The sequence below is a fragment of the Filimonas zeae genome (assembly GCF_014641615.1).
Lineage (GTDB): Bacteria > Bacteroidota > Bacteroidia > Chitinophagales > Chitinophagaceae > Filimonas > Filimonas zeae.
Map to the genome: position 1 here is coordinate 694,711 of NZ_BMIB01000004.1, position 17,642 is coordinate 712,352.

Below are 17,642 nucleotides of genomic sequence, written 5' to 3' on the forward strand. Positions count from 1 at the left end.
AAATGACAACGATGGACACATCAAAAATGATTAAGGCATATTGTTTAAAAACAAAAGAGAAAGAGGTTCCTATGCAGGACGCTGTTGTTTCTAAAACTGTTAAAGGTGGTTACATTGCTAAAGGCCATGATGGCAAAGGCAACAAAATGACTGCTATTTTAAGCGAAGCAAAAGCTTTACAGGCAATTGCTGACGGTGTAGCTAAGAAAGACTTTTAATAAGCAAAAGCTTTTTTTATAATAGGATTACCAATGGCCACTATTTTAAGCAAGCATTTCCCCTTACCGCTTAAGAGCCATTGGTAAAGACTTTCGTTTTTCAAAATGTGCAGCTATTGCAACCGGTAAGGGAATCTGGTTACAATGGGTTAGCTAATGTAGGGCAACTTTGTACTACCCGGAAATAATTTTGCGGGTAAACGGTGTTTTTTGTTTACCAATGGGTAAATAAATAGAGATGAACCCGCAACACATTAAAAATAAACACTACCCTTTAGCGTTACTCTAACGCTATCCACTTACTTCTTTACAGCCGCCATTCCGGCTCTGTTTATTCTGATAGTTTCAACTAATTTTATATCATGAAATGGTCCGTACTCCTGCTTTGCATGCTTGCATGTTATACCCCCTATGCCCAGGACGCAACAAATACTTTACTGCAACAGCTGCACGTTAGCAAAAACGATAGCGCCCGTGTAGCCCTGTACCGGAAAATAAGCGAGCATTATATGTATACCCGGCCGGACTCCTCCACCTGGTATGCCCGCGAAGGCCTGGTGCTGAGCCGTAAAACCCGCCAACGCAAAGGCGAAGCCAGCCTGCTTTGCCAGATAGGTCAGATAAATCAGATTCATGGCAACCTTAACCTTTCCCGCAAATACCTGCTGGAAGCGTTAGACCTTAGCCGGGATATTCATTTTCCACAAGGTATTGGCGCTGCCTGTAGCGGACTGGGGGTAATAGAAGGTAAAAGCGGCAACCTGGGCGAAGCCACCCGCTACTTTTTTGAAGCCCTTAAAATGGCGGAGCAAAGCAACAATACCGGCGGCATTATTGAAACCAATATTAAGCTGGGGCTAATAAATGAAATGAACGAAAACCTGGATAAAGCATTGTATTACTATGCCCGGGCCGAGAAGCTGAATAAAACCCAACCCGTATCCAGTTCCTCCTTCACTTTAATGAATAACATTGGTATTGTATACGCCCGAAAGGGAGATATACAAACCGCGCTGGAATACTTTGAAAAAGGCATTGCACAAAGTGATACCCCGCGCTTTGCCGGCATTCACCTGAACCTGCTGGGCAATGCAGGTAACGCCTTTGAAAAACTGGGCAACAAAGCAAAAGCGTTGGAATACCACAAGCGCATGTTAACAAAAGCGCAGGTGATAAACATGCCCGAAGAAGAGGCCCGTGCATTGATAAACCTGGCTACGGTGCTGCGTAAAGATTCCTCTGTAAAAAGCATTCAATATCTCAACACCGCACTGGGCATAGCCCAGAGGCTGAACCTGAAAGAGCTGCAATCGCTCATATTCAAATCGCTTTCTGAAATATACAAGCAACAACAGCAATACGAATCTGCACTGGCAGCACTGGAGCAACACCATCGTGTAGAGGATAGCCTGTTTAACCTTACCCGCACCCGCGAAATAGCCACACTGGAAGCCAGCTACGAACTGGAAGAATCGCGCAACCGCATACAAAAGCTGGAACTGGACAATCAGCAAAGAACCTTTGAGCGCAACATAGGTGGCATTATTGCCATAAGCATATTGGTAATACTGATTATACTGGCGGTATATTTTATAAAAATCAGACGCCTGAACAAACAGCTGAAAGAATCGAACCAGGTAAAAGATAAATTATTTTCTATTATAGGCCACGACCTCAGCGGACCGGTGGCAGGTTCTACCAACCTGTTGTCGTTAATGAACCAGGGAGACTTTAGCCCGGAAGAACAAAAGCAAATGCTGGCCGAGTTGCATAAGCAAAGCGAGCTTACCGCAGGCGTTCTCAACTCGCTGCTTAACTGGGGTAAAACACAACTACAGGGTGTAAGCGTGCATAGTGTGGCATTTGCACCTGCCGGTATTGTACAAAAGAACATGCAGGTGTTACAGCCCATGGCCAATAATAAACAGATAGCCATATCTACCAACATAGCCGCCAGCATCCGTGTAATGGCCGATCAGGATCATTTCGATTTTATTATACGCAACCTGGTTTCTAACGCTATTAAATTCACCCACAACATGGGTGCTATTCATATTGCAGCCGATGCAGAAAAGCAGCAGGGCTTTGTTCTTTTTTCGGTGCAGGACAATGGAACAGGCATTAGCCAGGAAGTACGCGCGCAGCTTTTTAACATCAACCCCAAAAGAAGCTATGGCACCAAAGGCGAGAAGGGAACAGGACTGGGCTTAATGTTATGCCGCGAGTTTGTAGAAGCCAACAACGGCCGCATATGGCTGGAAAGCACAGAAGGCACAGGAACCACATTTTACTTTACGTTGCCCGCTACGCCTTCTGTGTAAGCAGGTAATATAAAAGCACCTGCTGCGCCCGGAACAAAGCTTACCGGGCGCAGGATTACTGTTCAGGTTCCGGCTCCGGCTTACCCAGTACACCTTTGTGCATGCGTGCCAGAAACTGGTGCATATGTTCCATATTTTTTACATCATCCACTACCAGCAGGAAGTTTTTGGCTGATTGTTTCAGCCTTGCCTTGTTGGTACCCGTTTGCAGGTAATGAATAATGCGCTGAAACAACTCCGATTCGAAGTAAGGCGAATCGTTTTTGTTGATGAAATAACAACGCAGGGTTTCCTCCTTCAACGCCATTTTCTCAAAGCCAATACCTACTGCCAGCCAGCGGCAGCGCACGGTAATAAACAAATCTTCCACCTCTGGTGGTACAGGGCCAAAACGATCTGTCATTTCATCGTGCAGTGCCTGCAGATCACTTTCTTTTTCGCAGTTATCCAGGCGGGTATATAACGATAAACGCTCTGTAATACTTTCCACATACGAATCCGGAATCAGTATCTCCAGATCGGTATCAATGGTACAGTCGCTTACATAATCATCCTGTTTGCTTATCTCGTCTTTAAACAGCTCTTTAAACGAAGTACGTTTCAGTTCCTTTATGGCTTCTTCCAGTATCTTCTGATACATTTCAAAGCCGATATCTGCCATAAAACCGGTTTGCTCGCCACCCAGCATATTTCCTGCGCCGCGTATATCCAGATCGCGCATGGCTATCTGAAAACCGCTACCCAAATCGCTAAACTGCTCCAGCGTTTGCAGGCGTTTACGCGAATCGGTAGGCAGGGTACTCATAGGCGGTGCCAGCAGGTAACAGAACGCTTTTTTATTGCTTCGGCCCACACGCCCGCGCAGCTGATGCAGATCACTTAAACCAAAGTGATGCGCATTATTGATGATAATGGTATTAACGTTAGGTATATCCACACCGCTTTCTACAATATTGGTACAGATAAGTACATCGTATTTGCGGTCAATAAAATCCAGAATCCTTTCTTCCAGCTGGTCGCCTTCCATCTGGCCATGCGCCCATGAAATGCTCAGGTCCGGGCAAAGCGCCTGTATCAGCCCCGCCATTTCCGGCAGCCCCTGTACGCGGTTGTGAATAAAGAATACCTGCCCGCCACGCTCTGTTTCAAAATAAATAGCATCCCGAATTACATCTTCATTAAACACCTGTATTTCCGTTTGTACAGGCTGGCGGTTAGGTGGCGGTGTATTAATAATACTTAAATCGCGCGCACCCATTAAAGAAAACTGCAGGGTACGGGGAATAGGAGTAGCAGTAAGTGTTAAGCAATCCACATTTGTTTTCAGCGTCTTCAGCTTTTCCTTATGTGCCACGCCAAACTTCTGCTCCTCATCTATCACCATCAGGCCCAGATCTTTAAACTTCACTTCTTTACCCAATACCCCATGCGTACCTACCAGAATATCAATCTTACCTTCTTCCAGCCTTTTAAAGGTTTCCTTTTTTTCTTTGGCCGATTTAAAACGGTTCACAAAATCAACCGTAACCGGAAAATCCTTCAGCCTTTCACTGAATGTTTTATAGTGCTGAAATGCAAGAATGGTGGTAGGCACCAATATAGCTGCCTGCTTGCCATCTACCACAGTTTTAAATGCCGCGCGTATGGCCACCTCGGTTTTACCAAAGCCCACATCGCCACACACCAGGCGGTCCATCGGTGCCGGCTGCTCCATATCGCGCTTCACATCTTCGGTAGCTTTGGCCTGGTCTGGCGTATCCTCATATACAAACGATGCTTCCAGCTCGGTTTGCATATAGTTGTCCGGTGCATGCGCAAAGCCTTGTTGTGCTTTCCGCTGTGCGTATAACTTAATAAGGTCAAAAGCAATTTCCTTAACCTTGGCCTTGGTTTTCTCTTTCAGCTTGCTCCACACCTCGCTGCCCAGTTTGTTCACCTTAGGTGCAGTACCCTCTTTACCGGTAAACTTGGAAATTTTGTGGAGCGAGTTGATGTTTACATACAGAATATCGCCGTCTTTATACAGAATACGTACCGCCTCCTGCATTTTTCCGGCCACTTCAATTTTCTGAAGTCCGCTGTAAGTACCCACACCATGGTCGATATGCGTTACAAAATCGCCCGGCTGCAGATCGCGCAGGGTTTTCAGCGTAATCGCCTTATTCTTGTTGTAAGCCTGCTTAACGCGGTATTTATGATAGCGCTGAAATATCTGGTGATCGGTATAACACACCACCTTTAAATCCGCATCAATAAAACCTGCATGTATAGAAGTAGCTACCGGTACAAACTGTAACTCGGTATTTAAATCGGTAAAAATAGAGTGCAGCCTTTCCAGCTGTTTGGCCTGCTCGGCAAACAGGTAAATGGCATAGCCATTGGCTTCATGGCTTTTCAGGTCTTTAATCAGCAGATCAAACTGGCGGTTAAAAGCAGGTTGTGGTTTGGTATTAAACTCAATCTCTTCCGTTGCCAACTGCGGCTTATACCCAAACTCTACCAGCATCCGCTGCTGCATCTGACGCTCTATGGTGGCTGCCGGCACAAAATCCTGCAGGCTCATGTCCTTCCAGATTTTGGTTTCATCTTCATCATCCTGCACATCCGCAATCACTGCTGCATCGCCTGCTGTTTCCAGCCGTTGCAGAAACACACCCAGATCTTCTTCCTGCTGGTTAATCTTTTCTTTAATTACATCCCAATCCTTCAGCCACACAATCATGTTCTCCGGTAAAAACTCCATCAGGGTTACCTTCTCCCCCGTTTCAAACTGGGTTTCCACGTTGGGGATGATGCTTACCTGTAACAATTTCCGCTCGCTCAGCTGGGTTTCCGGGTCAAAAATGCGGATGCTGTCCACATCGTTACCAAACAATTCTACCCGGTAAGGTTTGTCGTTGCCAAAAGAGTAAATATCCAGTATACCGCCACGCACGGCAAACTGGCCCGGTTCGTACACAAAGTCGGTACGTACAAAGCCATACATCACAAACAACTCCATCAGCCCTTCCAGGTTAAGGGTGTCGTTTGTTTTAATGTGAATGATATTGCCTTTGAGCGTATCGGGCAGCACTACTTTTTCAAACAGCGCTTCCGGGTAGGTAATCACTATTTTTTTATTGCCCCCGGCGGCCAGGCGGGTAAGCGCCTCGGTACGCAGCATTACGTGCGAACTGTTGAGCAGCCGGAAGTTTTTACGGTTTTTGAACGACGACGGGAAATAAAACAGGTCCAGCGCACTGGTAAGGTTTTCCAGCGTATTATGGAAATACGCGGCCTCTTCCGCATCTTCCAGCACTACTATATGGTTCAGCGTATTGCTGTTTTCGTGCCCGAAAATGGCAGCGATGAGAAATTCGGCGCTGCTGCCCTGTAAATTTTTAAGAAAAATGTTTTGCCTGGAGGAACTGTTGGTATCAGTAGCGGCAAAAGCTAGCCTGTCCACCAATTGTATTAGGTGGGGGGATTGTTTGTACTGATCCAGTAACACACTCAGATTCATAACGCGGTGCAAAGGTAAGCCTTTCACCAAAACGGTACTTGCCCCATAGCAACTCCTGTGTTAGCATAATGATAATTCACCGGAAAGCGACCCCAAAAGGGAGGATAACCCAGTGATAACCCAGTGATGACCCAGTGATAATCCAGTCTATAAGTAACTGGGTTATCTCCGGCTTATGTCTGGCTCACCACCGGCTTATCCTTTCCTTTTTCAACACCAGGAGGTGGGATAACAGTATCAGAGGCACCACTATAGCAGGGAGTAAGGTATAGGGAAACAGGAGAATGGCACGGTTGGGCTGTTCAAAAGCCAGTAGTTGAATGGGGGAAGGTGCCGATATAATGGCGATAACTACTATTACAATAAGTAGTACCATTGCTGCCACATTCCATGCCAGAAAAAGCCGGTGTGGAAGGGCTTTACCGCTGAATATCAGGTACAAAGCAAGCAGCAATGCCGAAATACCGGAAAGTATATCCAGATTATAGCCGGCAAAAGTCATAGACCGGGGCACCGCCCCCTCTAAAAACAGGCGGTACAGCACATATTCTACCGGAATGCGTACTACATGCACCCATAAAAGCTGCCGGGCAGTTACATCACGCCTCCGCAGCAGCCTGTAGAAATACACAACGGCAATAACTGCCGGTACCAGTACTACCAGCATGCGGGGTGGTGGTGCAGTTGTCTGCTGAAAAAAGCCTTTCCACGATAGCCCTGCTATTACCACAGCCCAGCCGGAAAAAAACACAGCAACCTGCCTGTTGTTACCCGAGGCACGGAAAAACAATACTATTGCAGCAACGGTAGTGAGTATAAAAAGCAGTGGAAGCATGATGCGGCATTTGCATCAAAACTAGCCCGCACGGCAATGGCAAATACTGCCATAAGACAGGAAATAACTCAGGAAGATTCCTTTGCCAGTTCACGACGGATACGGCTGAGGGAAGTATCTGTAATGCCCAGGTAGGTAGCCATATGTTTTACGGGTACGTTTTGTACCAGTAAAGGTTTCTCTTGCAGCAGCTTTTTATAGCGCGCCGCAGCATTATCTGCAATAAGGCCTATACTATGGCTTTTCAACGTAAAATAGCTGGCGGCAAAATTGGTTCTGCCATGTTCCCGAAAGGTTTCAATGCCGTGGAAAAGCTCCTGAAAATGCAGATACTCCAGCTGCCAGCACTGGCAGGCAGTAAGCGCCTGTATGTTTTCCCGTGTAGGTTGTTGCAGGAAAAAGGATGACCAGTCCATTACAATATCACCGGGTCCATAAAAATGGGTGGTGATATCATTTCCGGCAGCATCTGTTACGTAAGACCGGGCAAAGCCACTTTCCAACAACCAGTATTGTGTAGCGGTTTTTCCTTCCCGTAACAGGTAATCGTTTCTGGAAAACTGTACCGGCTTAAAGCGATTTACCACCGCGTCCTGTTCTGCTGCGGTAAACTTTGGGCGGGGAAACAGGGTGGTTAGAAAATGGTGTTGCTCCATAATACAGAAACAAAAAGGGCCAACACGCTGGTTGACCCTTTTGTATTTATTTTTCTATTGCCTGGGTAACAATCTCTCTCACTTTAGACAGGGGCACACGTTCCTGTGTCATGCTGTCGCGGTGGCGGATGGTTACGGTTTGATCTTCTTTGGTTTGATGGTCGATGGTAACACAGAAAGGAGTACCAATCGCATCCTGTCTGCGGTAGCGTTTGCCAATGGCATCTTTCTCTTCGTAGAAGCATTTAAATTGTTGCTTACATTCGTTCATCAACTCTTTAGCTATCTCAGGCAGACCGTCTTTTTTAGTCAATGGCAGAATAGCCAGTTTTACCGGAGCCAGTTTAGCAGGAATATGTAATACCACGCGGCTGTCTGCGGAGCCATCTTCTTTGGTAAGCGTTTCTTCTTCGTAAGAGTTAGATAGTATCAGCAGGAACATACGATCCAGACCGATAGAGGTTTCAATTACGTAAGGAATATAGTTGCCGTAAGGTTTGCCTTCCTCATTCAGATCGTTATCGAAGTATTGCTGCTTTTTACGGCTGAACTTCTCGTGTTGAGAAAGATCGAAGTCGCCACGGGAGTGAATACCTTCTACCTCTTTAAAGCCGATCGGGAATTCAAATTCAATATCACACGCTTCTTTGGCGTAGTGTGCCAGTTTCACGTGATCGTGGTAACGGTATTTGGAAGCCTCCAGGCCTAAAGACAGGTGCCACTGTAAACGGGCTTCTTTCCAGAACTTATACCACTCGCCTTCTGTGCCAGGACGCACGAAGAACTGCATTTCCATCTGCTCAAATTCGCGCATACGGAAGATGAACTGACGGGCTACAATTTCGTTACGGAAAGCCTTACCTGTTTGTGCAATACCAAAAGGTATTTTCATACGTGCAGTCTTCTGCACGTTCAGGAAGTTTACAAAAATACCCTGTGCCGTTTCCGGACGCAGGTAAATAGTATCAGCTTCTTCTGCTACAGAACCCACTTTGGTATCAAACATCAGGTTAAACTGACGGATTTCGGTCCAGTTGGCAGTGCCGCTTACACTACAAACAATTTTAAACTCTTCAATCAGCTTTTTAACGGCGGCGTAATCCTGCTCTTTATCCAGGGTACGCTCCATTTCAGCCAGCAGTGCAGCAGCTTCCTGCTCTTTACCGGCTTCTTTCAGCTTATCCGCATGCGCTTCAATCAAATGATCTACGCGGTAGCGTTTTTTGCTGTCTTTATTGTCAATCATCGGGTCGCTGAAATTATCAACGTGGCCGCTCGCTTTCCAGGTGGTAGGGTGCATAAAAATAGCCGCATCAATACCCACGATATTCTCGTGCAGCTGCGTCATGCTTTTCCACCAGTAGTCGCGGATGTTCTTTTTTAATTCACTTCCGTACGGACCATAATCATACACGGCGCTTAAACCATCATAAATTTCACTGCTTGGAAACACAAAGCCATATTCTTTAGCGTGCGAAATAATCGCCTGGAATTTATTGTCCTGTATACTGCTCATAGTGCGGCAAAGATAGGGGGTGAAAAGATTTATTGTTATGGAAACAACGAAGGATTACAGGGAATACCCGGTACTAACATTTGTTTGTTGACAAGACTTAAAATATCAGCATAAACCTTCATATGACCGTTTTAAGGGCCATCAAGTTACACAATAATATATATAAACAGGTGCTACGAAGTGGCAGTGGGAAGTTCTTTGTGTACCGGAGCAGGCTGTTCGGCTATCGATGCTTTGCTTTCCTCTTCTACCTGTACCAGAAAAACAGCATATTCGTTAGGATATATCTCCCGCCCCTTCATGCACGCGTGTACACGGGTGTAAGCTGCGCCAAAGTAAAGAATGGCAGAAGAGTAGTACACCCACAGCAGAATAATAACCATAGAGCCTGCGGCACCATATGCACCACTTACATTGCTTTTGCTGAGATAAAAGCTGATTCCAAACTTACCTAACATAAATAAAAACGCAGTAGCCAGCGCACCTTTCCATACATCTTTCCACTGCACACGGGCGTCCGGAAGAATTTTGAAGATGCCGGCGAACAGGAAAGTAATGATAAAAAAAGTAACGGCGTAGTTAATGATATAGGCTACAAATACCTGTATCTCCGGAAAATGGCTCATTAACCGGGTAGAAAGCGCATCCATAATAGCGTTTACCAGCAACGATACCAGCAGCACAAACCCCAAACCTACTATCATAGAAAAGCTGAGTAACCGGTTTAGCACAAACTTCAGTAACCCCTGCCCTTTTTTGGGTTTGGCCTTGAGTCGCCAGATAGAATTAATAGAGTCCTGTATTTCGGTAAACACACCGGTAGCAGCAAAAATCAGCGATACCACACCTATTACAGAAGCCCACGAAATATCATTAGAAACAGTCGCATTTTTCAAAATTTCCTGAATCTGTGCTGCGGCGCTGGCACCCACAAAATCATTAATTTGTCCATAAATAGACCCCTCAATAGCTTCCCGGCCGTAAAAAACATCACATAAAGTGATAATCACAATCAACATAGGCCCGATGGCGAATACCGTGTAGTAGGCCAGCGCCGCACTCATCCGCAGCACTTTGTACTCCATAAAGTCGTTAAACGTTTGCATCAGCATCTTGCCTATGTTGCGTATTTTCATAGTGTCCTTTTTTATGCGTTAGTGTAGTTTTTCATTGTTCTTGTGCCTGTCAATATCCCGTATGTTCTTCTTCTCAAAATTCTTCTGTAACGCTTCGGTCAGGTTTACCCCCGTTTGGTTGGCCAGGCAAAGCAATACCCACAATACGTCGGCCATTTCATCTCCCAGCTCCCGGTATTTATCAGAAGCCTTAAAAGATTGCTCCCCATAGGTACGAACCATTAACCGGCTCAACTCTCCCACTTCTTCCATTAATATGCCAAGATTGGTAAGCTCGTTAAAGTAGCGCACGCCTACTGTTTTTATCCATTCATCTACCCGTAACTGTGCGTTTTCAATCGTCATGTTATTCCTTGTTTTTGGTATCAATAATAATAGTAACCGGCCCATCGTTCAGCAACTGCACCTTCATATCTGCGCCAAATACGCCGGTTTGAATGGGTTTACCCAGGTCGGCCGTTACCTGCTGAATCATTTTTTCGTAGGCGGGAATGGCAAAAGCTGGCTTACTGGCTTTAATGTAAGAGGGACGGTTGCCTTTTTTAGTGCTGGCATGCAGGGTAAACTGGCTTACCAGTAATATATCCCCACCACAGTCTTTTACACTCAGGTTCATTACCCCGGCTTCGTCACCAAAAATGCGCAGGTTCACCAACTTGCTGCTCAGCCAGGCAACGTCTTCATCCGTATCCGCATCTTCAATGCCTACCAATACCAACAGGCCTTTTGCAATACTGCCGCTCACTGTACCGTCTATAGTTACAGAAGCTTCCGTAACCCTTTGTATTACCGCTCTCATTGTTTTTGTTTCTACCTTTATAGCATTATGAAGATAGATATTACGCCTGAAATTGCGTTTCAGACAGCACGAAGCGGCGGTAAGGGCGGTCAGAATGTAAACAAGGTGGAAACGATGGTGGAAGGCCGCTGGCTGGTACAGGCATCGGCCCTGGTAACCGATGAACAAAAAGCACTGATACAGGAAAAACTGGCTAACCGTATTACCGGCGAGGGCCACCTGCTGGTAAAATCGCAGGCGAAAAGAACCCAGTTGGGTAACAAGGAGGAAGTAGTTCTGAAAATGAATATACTGGTAAATGAGGCCGTTCAGAAAAAGAAAACCCGTTTGGCCAGCCGTATGCCCAGGGCGGTAAAAGAAAGACGGCTGGAATCGAAAAAGCTGTCGGGAATAAAAAAAGAAAGCCGCCGGAAGATAAGCCGGAACGATTATTAACGTTATGGAACGGAAAAGCCTGTAACAGCAGGCAATATGCTTCAGGGGCTTTCCTGTATTTTTGTTGCTAAACATTCGGGGAATTGAGTAGTATTAAAAAATTAGCGGGTCAGACAATATGGTATGGAGTAAGCTCTATGGCTTCCAGGTTTTTGACTTACCTGCTGACTCCCTATCTGACCGGAAAATTAAGCGTGGCCCTGTATGGGGATATGAGCCTGGTATACGCCGCTATTCCATTCTTAAACGTCATTTTTACCTACGGCCTGGAAACCGCCTTTTTCCGCTATGCCCAGAAAGAAGGCAAACCGGATGAGGTATATAATACTTTAATGATGTCCATGCTGGTGAGTACGGTAATACTCTCTGCATTGCTGCTGCTGAATGCAGGGCATCTGGCGCAGTTGCTGCGCATGGAAGAACATCCGGAATACCTGAGATGGTGTACCTATATTATTGCACTGGACGCACTGGCTACACTACCTTTTGCCCGTTTGCGGCAGGAAGGCCGCCCGGTTCGTTATGCCGTTATACGCATTACGGGGGTGCTGGTAAATATTGGCATGGTGTACTTTTTTTTGAGCGTATGCCCGCGCCTGGTAAGCCAGCCCGGTGGTTCGTTTGTATCGCTTTTCTTCCGGCCCGACAATGGGGTTGGCTACATTATCATCGCCAACCTTATACAAGCCGCTGTAACCTTGGTGATGCTGTACAAACAGCTGGCGCAGTTTAAATTTTCCTTCAATGCCCGTTTGTGGAAGGAGATTATGATTTACTCACTGCCACTGACTGTAGCCGGTTTTGGAGGTATGATTAACGAAACCTTCGACCGTATTATGCTTAACTGGTGGGCGCCCGGCAGCACAGAACTGGCGGCCAAAGTGCAGGTAGGTATTTACAGCGCCAACTACAAACTATCTATCCTTATCACGCTGTTTATTACTGCTTTCCGCATGGGGGCTGAGCCGTTCTTTTTTAAACAGGCCGGTGAAGGCAATGCCCCGCGTACCTACGCCCGCATCATGAAGTTTTTTGTAATTACCATTACCCTCATGTTTCTGTTTGTGGCGTTGTACCTGGATATCTGGAAGCATTTTATCAGAAACAAGGATATGTGGGTGGGCCTGAAAGTAGTGCCCATTCTGCTGTTTGCCAATATGTTCCTGGGTATTTATTACAACCTCAGCATCTGGTATAAACTATCGGGCCGCACCATGGCAGGGGCCTGGATTACCCTTATAGGGGCAGCGGTTACCCTGGCCATCAATGCCGCTTTTATTCCTTTCTTCAGTTATATGGCCTGCGCATGGGCTACCTGTCTGTGTTACGGTACCATGATGGTTATTTCGTTTATCTGGGGCCAGAAAGCCTATCCGGTGCCTTATGCCTGGAAAAAACTGGTGGCCTATATGGTAATTGTGCTGGTATTGTTTCTGATACATAAAGGCCTCACTTTGCTATGGTCGTCTACCATTTTCAGCCTGGTATTGGCTACGCTTTTTATGGGCGCTTACGCCTTGTTTATCATTAAAATAGAGCGGAAAGAGTTCGGTAAACTGCCGGTTATAGGTAAATACATCTAATCCCGTGGCATATAATTTGAATTCCTCTGTGAACAGGTAGGTTTTACCTATATTCATGCCCGTAAAACGGACAAAAACAGAGAACGGATGAAACATTTAGCCAGTGTAACCATAGCCACGTTATTTGCAGGTGCCAGCCCCTGCTTTGCGCAAACGGGTGATACGTTGAACGACAAGCAATTAAGAGATAAAGTACTCAGTGAAATTCAGGTAACTTTTGACCGCCGCACGCGTACTATTGACTCTACCGTTTTCCGTTTGGATGAAAAAGTAGGCGATCTGGATAAGAGCATCAAAGAATCTAAAGACGCCAAAGAAAAGGCTGATAAACTGTTGCTGCGTGTACAGGCGCTGGAAGACAAGCAGAAAGCGATTGACCAGAACGAAATGAATATATTCCAGGCCAACTACCAGAGTGCGTTGGTTAACCTGGTATCTATGGACCGGGAGATTAAGCCACTGATCTTATTCAATTCCACCAAGGCCTTTTTTGGTTCCCTGTCGGAAACGGCCAACCCTATGAACTATCCTGGCTTTCAGGAGTGGTACAAAGGTTTTAATACCTATCTGCAGGGCAATAAAGATAAAAGCCCTATGCTGAGCATTACCAGCAGCCTGCTGAATGTAACCGGCAGCCTTACCAGCGCGGTGCCGTTAACAGGGCCTATTACGTCTGCCCTGTTCAGCAGCATGACCAGTTATATTGACGGCATGGGTAAAAAAGAAAAAGACCTGAAAGCCCAGAGTGAGCAGATGCTGTCGCTTACCATGAAGCTGAGCCAGTTTAACTACGATAAAGACCAGATTGAGCATGAATGGGAAACCATTACCAAAGAACTGAACGATCTGCAAACCAAATACGACAAAGCCATTGGCAGTAACCTGAAAACGCTGGAAGTAAGCAGCGCCGATTTTGCAGCAAAATTCACCAAAGAGAATGATGCCGAGAAAAGGTACCTGTACATGACTGATCTGCGCCAGAAAGCGGCGGATTTTGTGGCAGACGAAAAAGAAGACAACCCGAAGGAGTGGAAACAGCTGGTTTTTATTCCGATGAACGAAGTGCAGGCGCTGAAGCTGCGTTTTGGGCAAATTACGTTCCGTATTAGCCAGAACATAGTGAAATACAGCGACTTATTTGCCAAATACCGCAACGATTCGCAGATTGGAGCTAAGGTAAAAGACCTGGAAGTACGCCTGAAAGACCTCCAGGAAACCTTTGATAAAGCATTTGATCCGTTAGATTATATTAATTCTGCCAATAAAATGTATAAAGTAAACTAATTACCCCTACATTTGCACCCCGATAATGCGGATGTGGCGAAATTGGTAGACGCATTAGACTTAGGATCTAACGCCGCGAGGCATGGGGGTTCGAGTCCCTCCATCCGCACTTTTTTTGTGGGGTTGATATAGTTGAGAAGTTGAAAGGTATCGACATGTCAACCTTATAACTTTTCAACTTCATATCAAATGGCAACAATTACAAGGGAAAACATAGCTCTTTTAACAGACAAGCTGACCGTTACCTTAGCGAAAGACGATTACTTTCCAGCCTTCGAGCAAAGCCTCAAAAAATACGCTAAAACAGTTAACATTCCCGGTTTCCGTAAAGGCATGGTGCCTTCTGGTGTGGTAAAGAAAATGTACGGCCAGAGCATTTTTACTGAAGAAGTACTGCGTTCAGTAGAAAAAGAACTGAACAGTTATATGTCTAAAGAGCAACTGGACATTTTTGCCCAGCCCCTGCCTCTGGATAGCGATGCACGCGCATTAGACATGAACAACCTGAACGATTATGTTTTTGCGTTTGAAATTGGCCTGAAGCCTGATTTCAATGTAAACGTGAACGATATTAAAGTAACCCGCTACAAAATCAATGTAACGGATGAAATGATTAACGAGGAAGTAAACCGCCTGCAGATCCGCAACGGTAAAATGACCGATCCTGAAACAGTTACCAGCGAAGACCACGTTGTAAACGTAGATTTTAAAGAAGTAGACGCTACCGGTGCTGTTGTAGAAGGTGGCGTTACCAAATCCAACTCTTTACTGGTTAAATACTTCACAGAGCCGGTACGTGCCGAATTACAAGGCAAGAAAAAAGATGACGTTATTACCATTCAGCTGAGCAAAGCTTTCGAAACCAAAGAAAGAGAGTGGGTACTGAGCGATCTGGGCCTGAGCAAAGACAACGCTGCTGATGCCGATAAATATTTCCAGCTGACTATTACCAAAGTAGGTTTAATTGAAAAAGCTGAGTTAAACGAAGAGTTCTTCAACACCGTTTACCCCGGCCGTGATATTAAAACCGAAGCTGATTTCCGTGCTGCTGTAAAAGCAGAGATTGAGAACTACTACGGTCAGCAATCCAGCAACCAGGTACACGATCAGATTTACCACCACCTGGTAGATCATACCAATATGGAGTTTCCTGCTGAGTTTCTGAAGCGCTGGTTACAAACCGGTGGCGAGCAGCCTAAAACTGCCGAAGAAGCAGAAGCGGAGTATCCTAACTTCACCAACCAGCTGAAGTGGACCCTGGTTACCAACAAACTGATTAACGAAAACAAAATTTCTGTAGACCCCTCTGAAATCAAAGAATTTGCGAAAGAGCAGATTAAAGGTTACATGGGCGGTCAGGACTTTGGTGATGCGCCGTGGATGGATGAGTATACCAACCGTATGCTGAAAGATCAGAAGTTTGTGGAGAACACTTACTTCCAGTTGCAGACTACCAAACTGTTCCGTTTACTGGAAACACAGGTAAGTGCAAAAGAAGAAGCTATCAGCGCAGAAGCTTTTGCAGAAAAACTGCACCACCACCATCATTAACAGATAGTTACCCAACTATAATGAACAAATTAGAATCCCGCCACTGTGCGGGATTTTAATTTTTTATCCCTACCTTTTGGCAAAATAAGTACCTATGCAAGAGCTGGTTAACCGCCTGATGGCCCTGGGAATAACGGAGGAGCAGGCCCTTCAATCCATTGTAGTGTTTAAAGATTTTGCCAAAGAAAAGTTTCCCCTGTTTGGCGGTGCGATAGATAAGGTTTTTGAGAAATATGGCCCTCAGCATGATGATTTTATGCCATAAATCTGCACCAGCAACTGACGGATTGTCGCATTGGCCTATTTGCATAATATTTGACAACAACTTCACATACCGGAATTAAGATTCTACACATTCAAAACAACATACTATGGATTTTGGAAAGGAATTCGAGAAATATGCAGTGAAGCACCGCGGTATCAGCAGTGCCACGCTGCATAACTACAGGCAGCATGATATAACCAACCTTACTCCCTATATAATAGAAGAAAGGCCTTTGAACGTTGCCAGCATGGACGTTTTCAGCCGTCTGATGATGGACAGAATCATCTTTATGGGTGAGCCTATTAATGACTATGTAGCAAACATCGTTACGGCGCAGCTGCTGTTTCTGGACAGCACCGACCGCTCACGCGATATTCAGATGTATATTAACAGCCCGGGCGGCAGCGTATATGCCGGTTTAGGTATTTATGACACCATGCAGTTTGTTAGCCCCGATGTGGCTACCATTTGTACTGGTATTGCTGCCAGTATGGCTGCTATTTTAATGGCTGCCGGCGTTCCTGGTAAACGTAGTGCGCTGAAGCATGCGCGTATAATGGTACACCAGCCAAGTGGTTCTATTGGTGGTCAGGCTTCTGACATCCAGATTACTGCGCGTGAAATACGCAAGATCAGACAGGAACTGGACGAAATTCTGGCTAACCACACCGGCAAAACTCCGGAAGGCATTGCTGCCGACCGCGATCGTGACTTCTGGTTATCTGCCCAGGAAGCAAAAGAATACGGCCTGATTGATGAGGTGCTGTTCACCAACCCACGTAAGGAAAGGAAATAATTGATTTAAAGGACCTGATAAAAGTTAATCTGATATGATACATTCTCAATATATCAATCCGTTTTTATCTGAAGACGAGGACGAAAGCCCGAAAGAAGAAAAGCCGGAACCAATGTCGCCCCTGTTAATGAAGAAGATGGAAAAACTGTTTCTGGAGAAAAGAGCGGTTTACCTGTGGGGTGGTGTAGACGATAAGTCTGCCAGAGATGTGGTAAGCAAACTGTTATTACTGGAAGCTGACAAGCCAGGAAAGGAAATTAAGCTGTATATCAACAGCCCCGGCGGTGTGGTAACCAGCGGTATGGTTATTTACGATACCATTAAAATGATTTCAAGCCCGGTAAGCACCATTTGTATGGGCCTGGCAGCCAGCATGGGTTCTATTCTGCTGAGCGTGGGTACCAAAGACAAACGCTTTATTTACCCGCATGGCGAGGTAATGATTCACCAGCCCAGCTTAGGTGGTTACTTCCAGGCAACCTCTGCTGATATTGAAATTCACGCCCTGCAAATGGAGAAAACCAAGCTGCTGGGTGCTAAAATACTGGCAGAGAATTGCGGTAAAACAGTAGAGCAGGTACTGAAAGACTTTGACAGAGACTACTGGATGGACGCAAACGAGGCAATTGCTTACGGTATTGTAGACGGCGTATTAGACAAAATTTAATAGTTTTCTATCATATTTTTAGCAACTAAAACCGCTGCCGGTCAGCGGTTTTAGTATTTTTGCAGAACAGGCATTTTA

The 17,642-nt window shown here is 45.6% G+C and carries 15 protein-coding genes, 1 tRNA gene and 1 pseudogene; 10 read left to right on the plus strand and 7 right to left on the minus strand.

Going from position 1 to position 17,642, the window contains the following annotated elements; translation table 11 throughout:
• The first annotated feature begins 11 nt into the window (after positions 1-11).
• Entirely contained in the window at positions 12-218 is a 207-nt protein-coding gene (locus tag IEY13_RS21350) for a hypothetical protein (RefSeq protein WP_116735361.1), read from the plus strand.
• A gap of 362 nt (positions 219-580) precedes the next feature.
• The gene (locus tag IEY13_RS21355) at positions 581-2,539 is read left to right on the plus strand and encodes an ATP-binding protein (protein WP_188956036.1); all 1,959 of its coding nucleotides are present in this window, start codon (positions 581-583) and stop codon (positions 2,537-2,539) included.
• A 55-nt stretch (positions 2,540-2,594) separates the two neighbouring features.
• On the opposite strand, the gene mfd is transcribed toward IEY13_RS21355, so the two are convergent.
• The 7 genes from mfd to dtd all read right to left on the minus strand — a co-directional run bounded on the left by mfd (position 2,595) and on the right by dtd (position 10,983).
• Positions 2,595-6,041, minus strand: coding sequence for a transcription-repair coupling factor (gene mfd / locus IEY13_RS21360; RefSeq protein ID WP_188956038.1), 3,447 nt, complete (start codon positions 6,039-6,041; stop codon positions 2,595-2,597).
• A 184-nt stretch (positions 6,042-6,225) separates the two neighbouring features.
• Complete coding sequence (locus tag IEY13_RS21365) at positions 6,226-6,876, minus strand: DUF8737 domain-containing protein (RefSeq protein WP_188956040.1); 651 nt, start codon at positions 6,874-6,876, stop codon at positions 6,226-6,228.
• 68 nt (positions 6,877-6,944) lie between these two features.
• A complete protein-coding gene (locus IEY13_RS21370; RefSeq protein ID WP_188956042.1) occupies positions 6,945-7,532 on the minus strand; it encodes a Crp/Fnr family transcriptional regulator in 588 nt (195 codons plus the stop codon).
• A gap of 46 nt (positions 7,533-7,578) precedes the next feature.
• A complete protein-coding gene (locus IEY13_RS21375; protein WP_188956043.1) occupies positions 7,579-9,048 on the minus strand; it encodes a glycine--tRNA ligase in 1,470 nt (489 codons plus the stop codon).
• 173 nt (positions 9,049-9,221) lie between these two features.
• Positions 9,222-10,184 (minus strand): YihY/virulence factor BrkB family protein, encoded by a 963-nt coding sequence (locus tag IEY13_RS21380; RefSeq protein ID WP_188956045.1) that lies wholly within the window; start codon positions 10,182-10,184, stop codon positions 9,222-9,224.
• 18 nt (positions 10,185-10,202) lie between these two features.
• Positions 10,203-10,529: a nucleotide pyrophosphohydrolase gene (locus IEY13_RS21385; RefSeq protein ID WP_188956047.1), complete on the minus strand. Its 327-nt coding sequence runs from the start codon at positions 10,527-10,529 to the stop codon at positions 10,203-10,205.
• 1 nt (position 10,530) lies between these two features.
• Positions 10,531-10,983 carry a D-aminoacyl-tRNA deacylase gene (gene dtd, locus IEY13_RS21390; RefSeq protein WP_188956049.1) on the minus strand — a complete coding sequence of 151 codons (453 nt, stop codon included), beginning with the start codon at positions 10,981-10,983 and terminating at the stop codon, positions 10,531-10,533.
• Positions 10,984-11,016: 33 nt separating this feature from the next.
• Here dtd and IEY13_RS21395 point away from each other — a divergent pair.
• The 8 genes and pseudogenes from IEY13_RS21395 to IEY13_RS21430 all read left to right on the plus strand — a co-directional run.
• A pseudogene (locus IEY13_RS21395) lies at positions 11,017-11,418 on the plus strand (peptide chain release factor-like protein); the annotation flags it as partial.
• An 83-nt stretch (positions 11,419-11,501) separates the two neighbouring features.
• Positions 11,502-13,001: a lipopolysaccharide biosynthesis protein gene (locus tag IEY13_RS21400; protein ID WP_188956053.1), complete on the plus strand. Its 1,500-nt coding sequence runs from the start codon at positions 11,502-11,504 to the stop codon at positions 12,999-13,001.
• Between the two features lie 87 nt (positions 13,002-13,088).
• Positions 13,089-14,285: a hypothetical protein gene (locus tag IEY13_RS21405; RefSeq protein WP_188956055.1), complete on the plus strand. Its 1,197-nt coding sequence runs from the start codon at positions 13,089-13,091 to the stop codon at positions 14,283-14,285.
• A gap of 27 nt (positions 14,286-14,312) precedes the next feature.
• A tRNA-Leu gene (locus IEY13_RS21410) sits at positions 14,313-14,394 on the plus strand.
• Positions 14,395-14,474: 80 nt separating this feature from the next.
• Entirely contained in the window at positions 14,475-15,836 is a 1,362-nt protein-coding gene (gene tig / locus IEY13_RS21415; RefSeq protein WP_188956057.1) for a trigger factor, read from the plus strand.
• Between the two features lie 94 nt (positions 15,837-15,930).
• Positions 15,931-16,101 carry a hypothetical protein gene (locus IEY13_RS21420; RefSeq protein WP_188956059.1) on the plus strand — a complete coding sequence of 57 codons (171 nt, stop codon included), beginning with the start codon at positions 15,931-15,933 and terminating at the stop codon, positions 16,099-16,101.
• Between the two features lie 106 nt (positions 16,102-16,207).
• The gene (locus IEY13_RS21425) at positions 16,208-16,897 is read left to right on the plus strand and encodes a ClpP family protease (RefSeq protein WP_188956061.1); all 690 of its coding nucleotides are present in this window, start codon (positions 16,208-16,210) and stop codon (positions 16,895-16,897) included.
• A 34-nt stretch (positions 16,898-16,931) separates the two neighbouring features.
• A complete protein-coding gene (locus IEY13_RS21430) occupies positions 16,932-17,564 on the plus strand; it encodes a ClpP family protease (protein WP_188956063.1) in 633 nt (210 codons plus the stop codon).
• Positions 17,565-17,642 lie beyond the last annotated feature (78 nt).

Bases quoted from the DNA above. Each gene is read 5' to 3' on its own strand.
- IEY13_RS21350 (WP_116735361.1), top strand. From the start codon at position 12: ATGGACACATCAAAAATGATTAAGGCATATTGTTTAAAAACAAAAGAG.
- IEY13_RS21355 (WP_188956036.1), top strand. From the start codon at position 581: ATGAAATGGTCCGTACTCCTGCTTTGCATGCTTGCATGTTATACCCCC.
- mfd (WP_188956038.1), bottom strand. From the start codon at position 6,041: ATGAATCTGAGTGTGTTACTGGATCAGTACAAACAATCCCCCCACCTA.
- IEY13_RS21365 (WP_188956040.1), bottom strand. From the start codon at position 6,876: ATGCTTCCACTGCTTTTTATACTCACTACCGTTGCTGCAATAGTATTG.
- IEY13_RS21370 (WP_188956042.1), bottom strand. From the start codon at position 7,532: ATGGAGCAACACCATTTTCTAACCACCCTGTTTCCCCGCCCAAAGTTT.
- IEY13_RS21375 (WP_188956043.1), bottom strand. From the start codon at position 9,048: ATGAGCAGTATACAGGACAATAAATTCCAGGCGATTATTTCGCACGCT.
- IEY13_RS21380 (WP_188956045.1), bottom strand. From the start codon at position 10,184: ATGAAAATACGCAACATAGGCAAGATGCTGATGCAAACGTTTAACGAC.
- IEY13_RS21385 (WP_188956047.1), bottom strand. From the start codon at position 10,529: ATGACGATTGAAAACGCACAGTTACGGGTAGATGAATGGATAAAAACA.
- dtd (WP_188956049.1), bottom strand. From the start codon at position 10,983: ATGAGAGCGGTAATACAAAGGGTTACGGAAGCTTCTGTAACTATAGAC.
- IEY13_RS21405 (WP_188956055.1), top strand. From the start codon at position 13,089: ATGAAACATTTAGCCAGTGTAACCATAGCCACGTTATTTGCAGGTGCC.
- tig (WP_188956057.1), top strand. From the start codon at position 14,475: ATGGCAACAATTACAAGGGAAAACATAGCTCTTTTAACAGACAAGCTG.
- IEY13_RS21420 (WP_188956059.1), top strand. From the start codon at position 15,931: ATGCAAGAGCTGGTTAACCGCCTGATGGCCCTGGGAATAACGGAGGAG.
- IEY13_RS21425 (WP_188956061.1), top strand. From the start codon at position 16,208: ATGGATTTTGGAAAGGAATTCGAGAAATATGCAGTGAAGCACCGCGGT.
- IEY13_RS21430 (WP_188956063.1), top strand. From the start codon at position 16,932: ATGATACATTCTCAATATATCAATCCGTTTTTATCTGAAGACGAGGAC.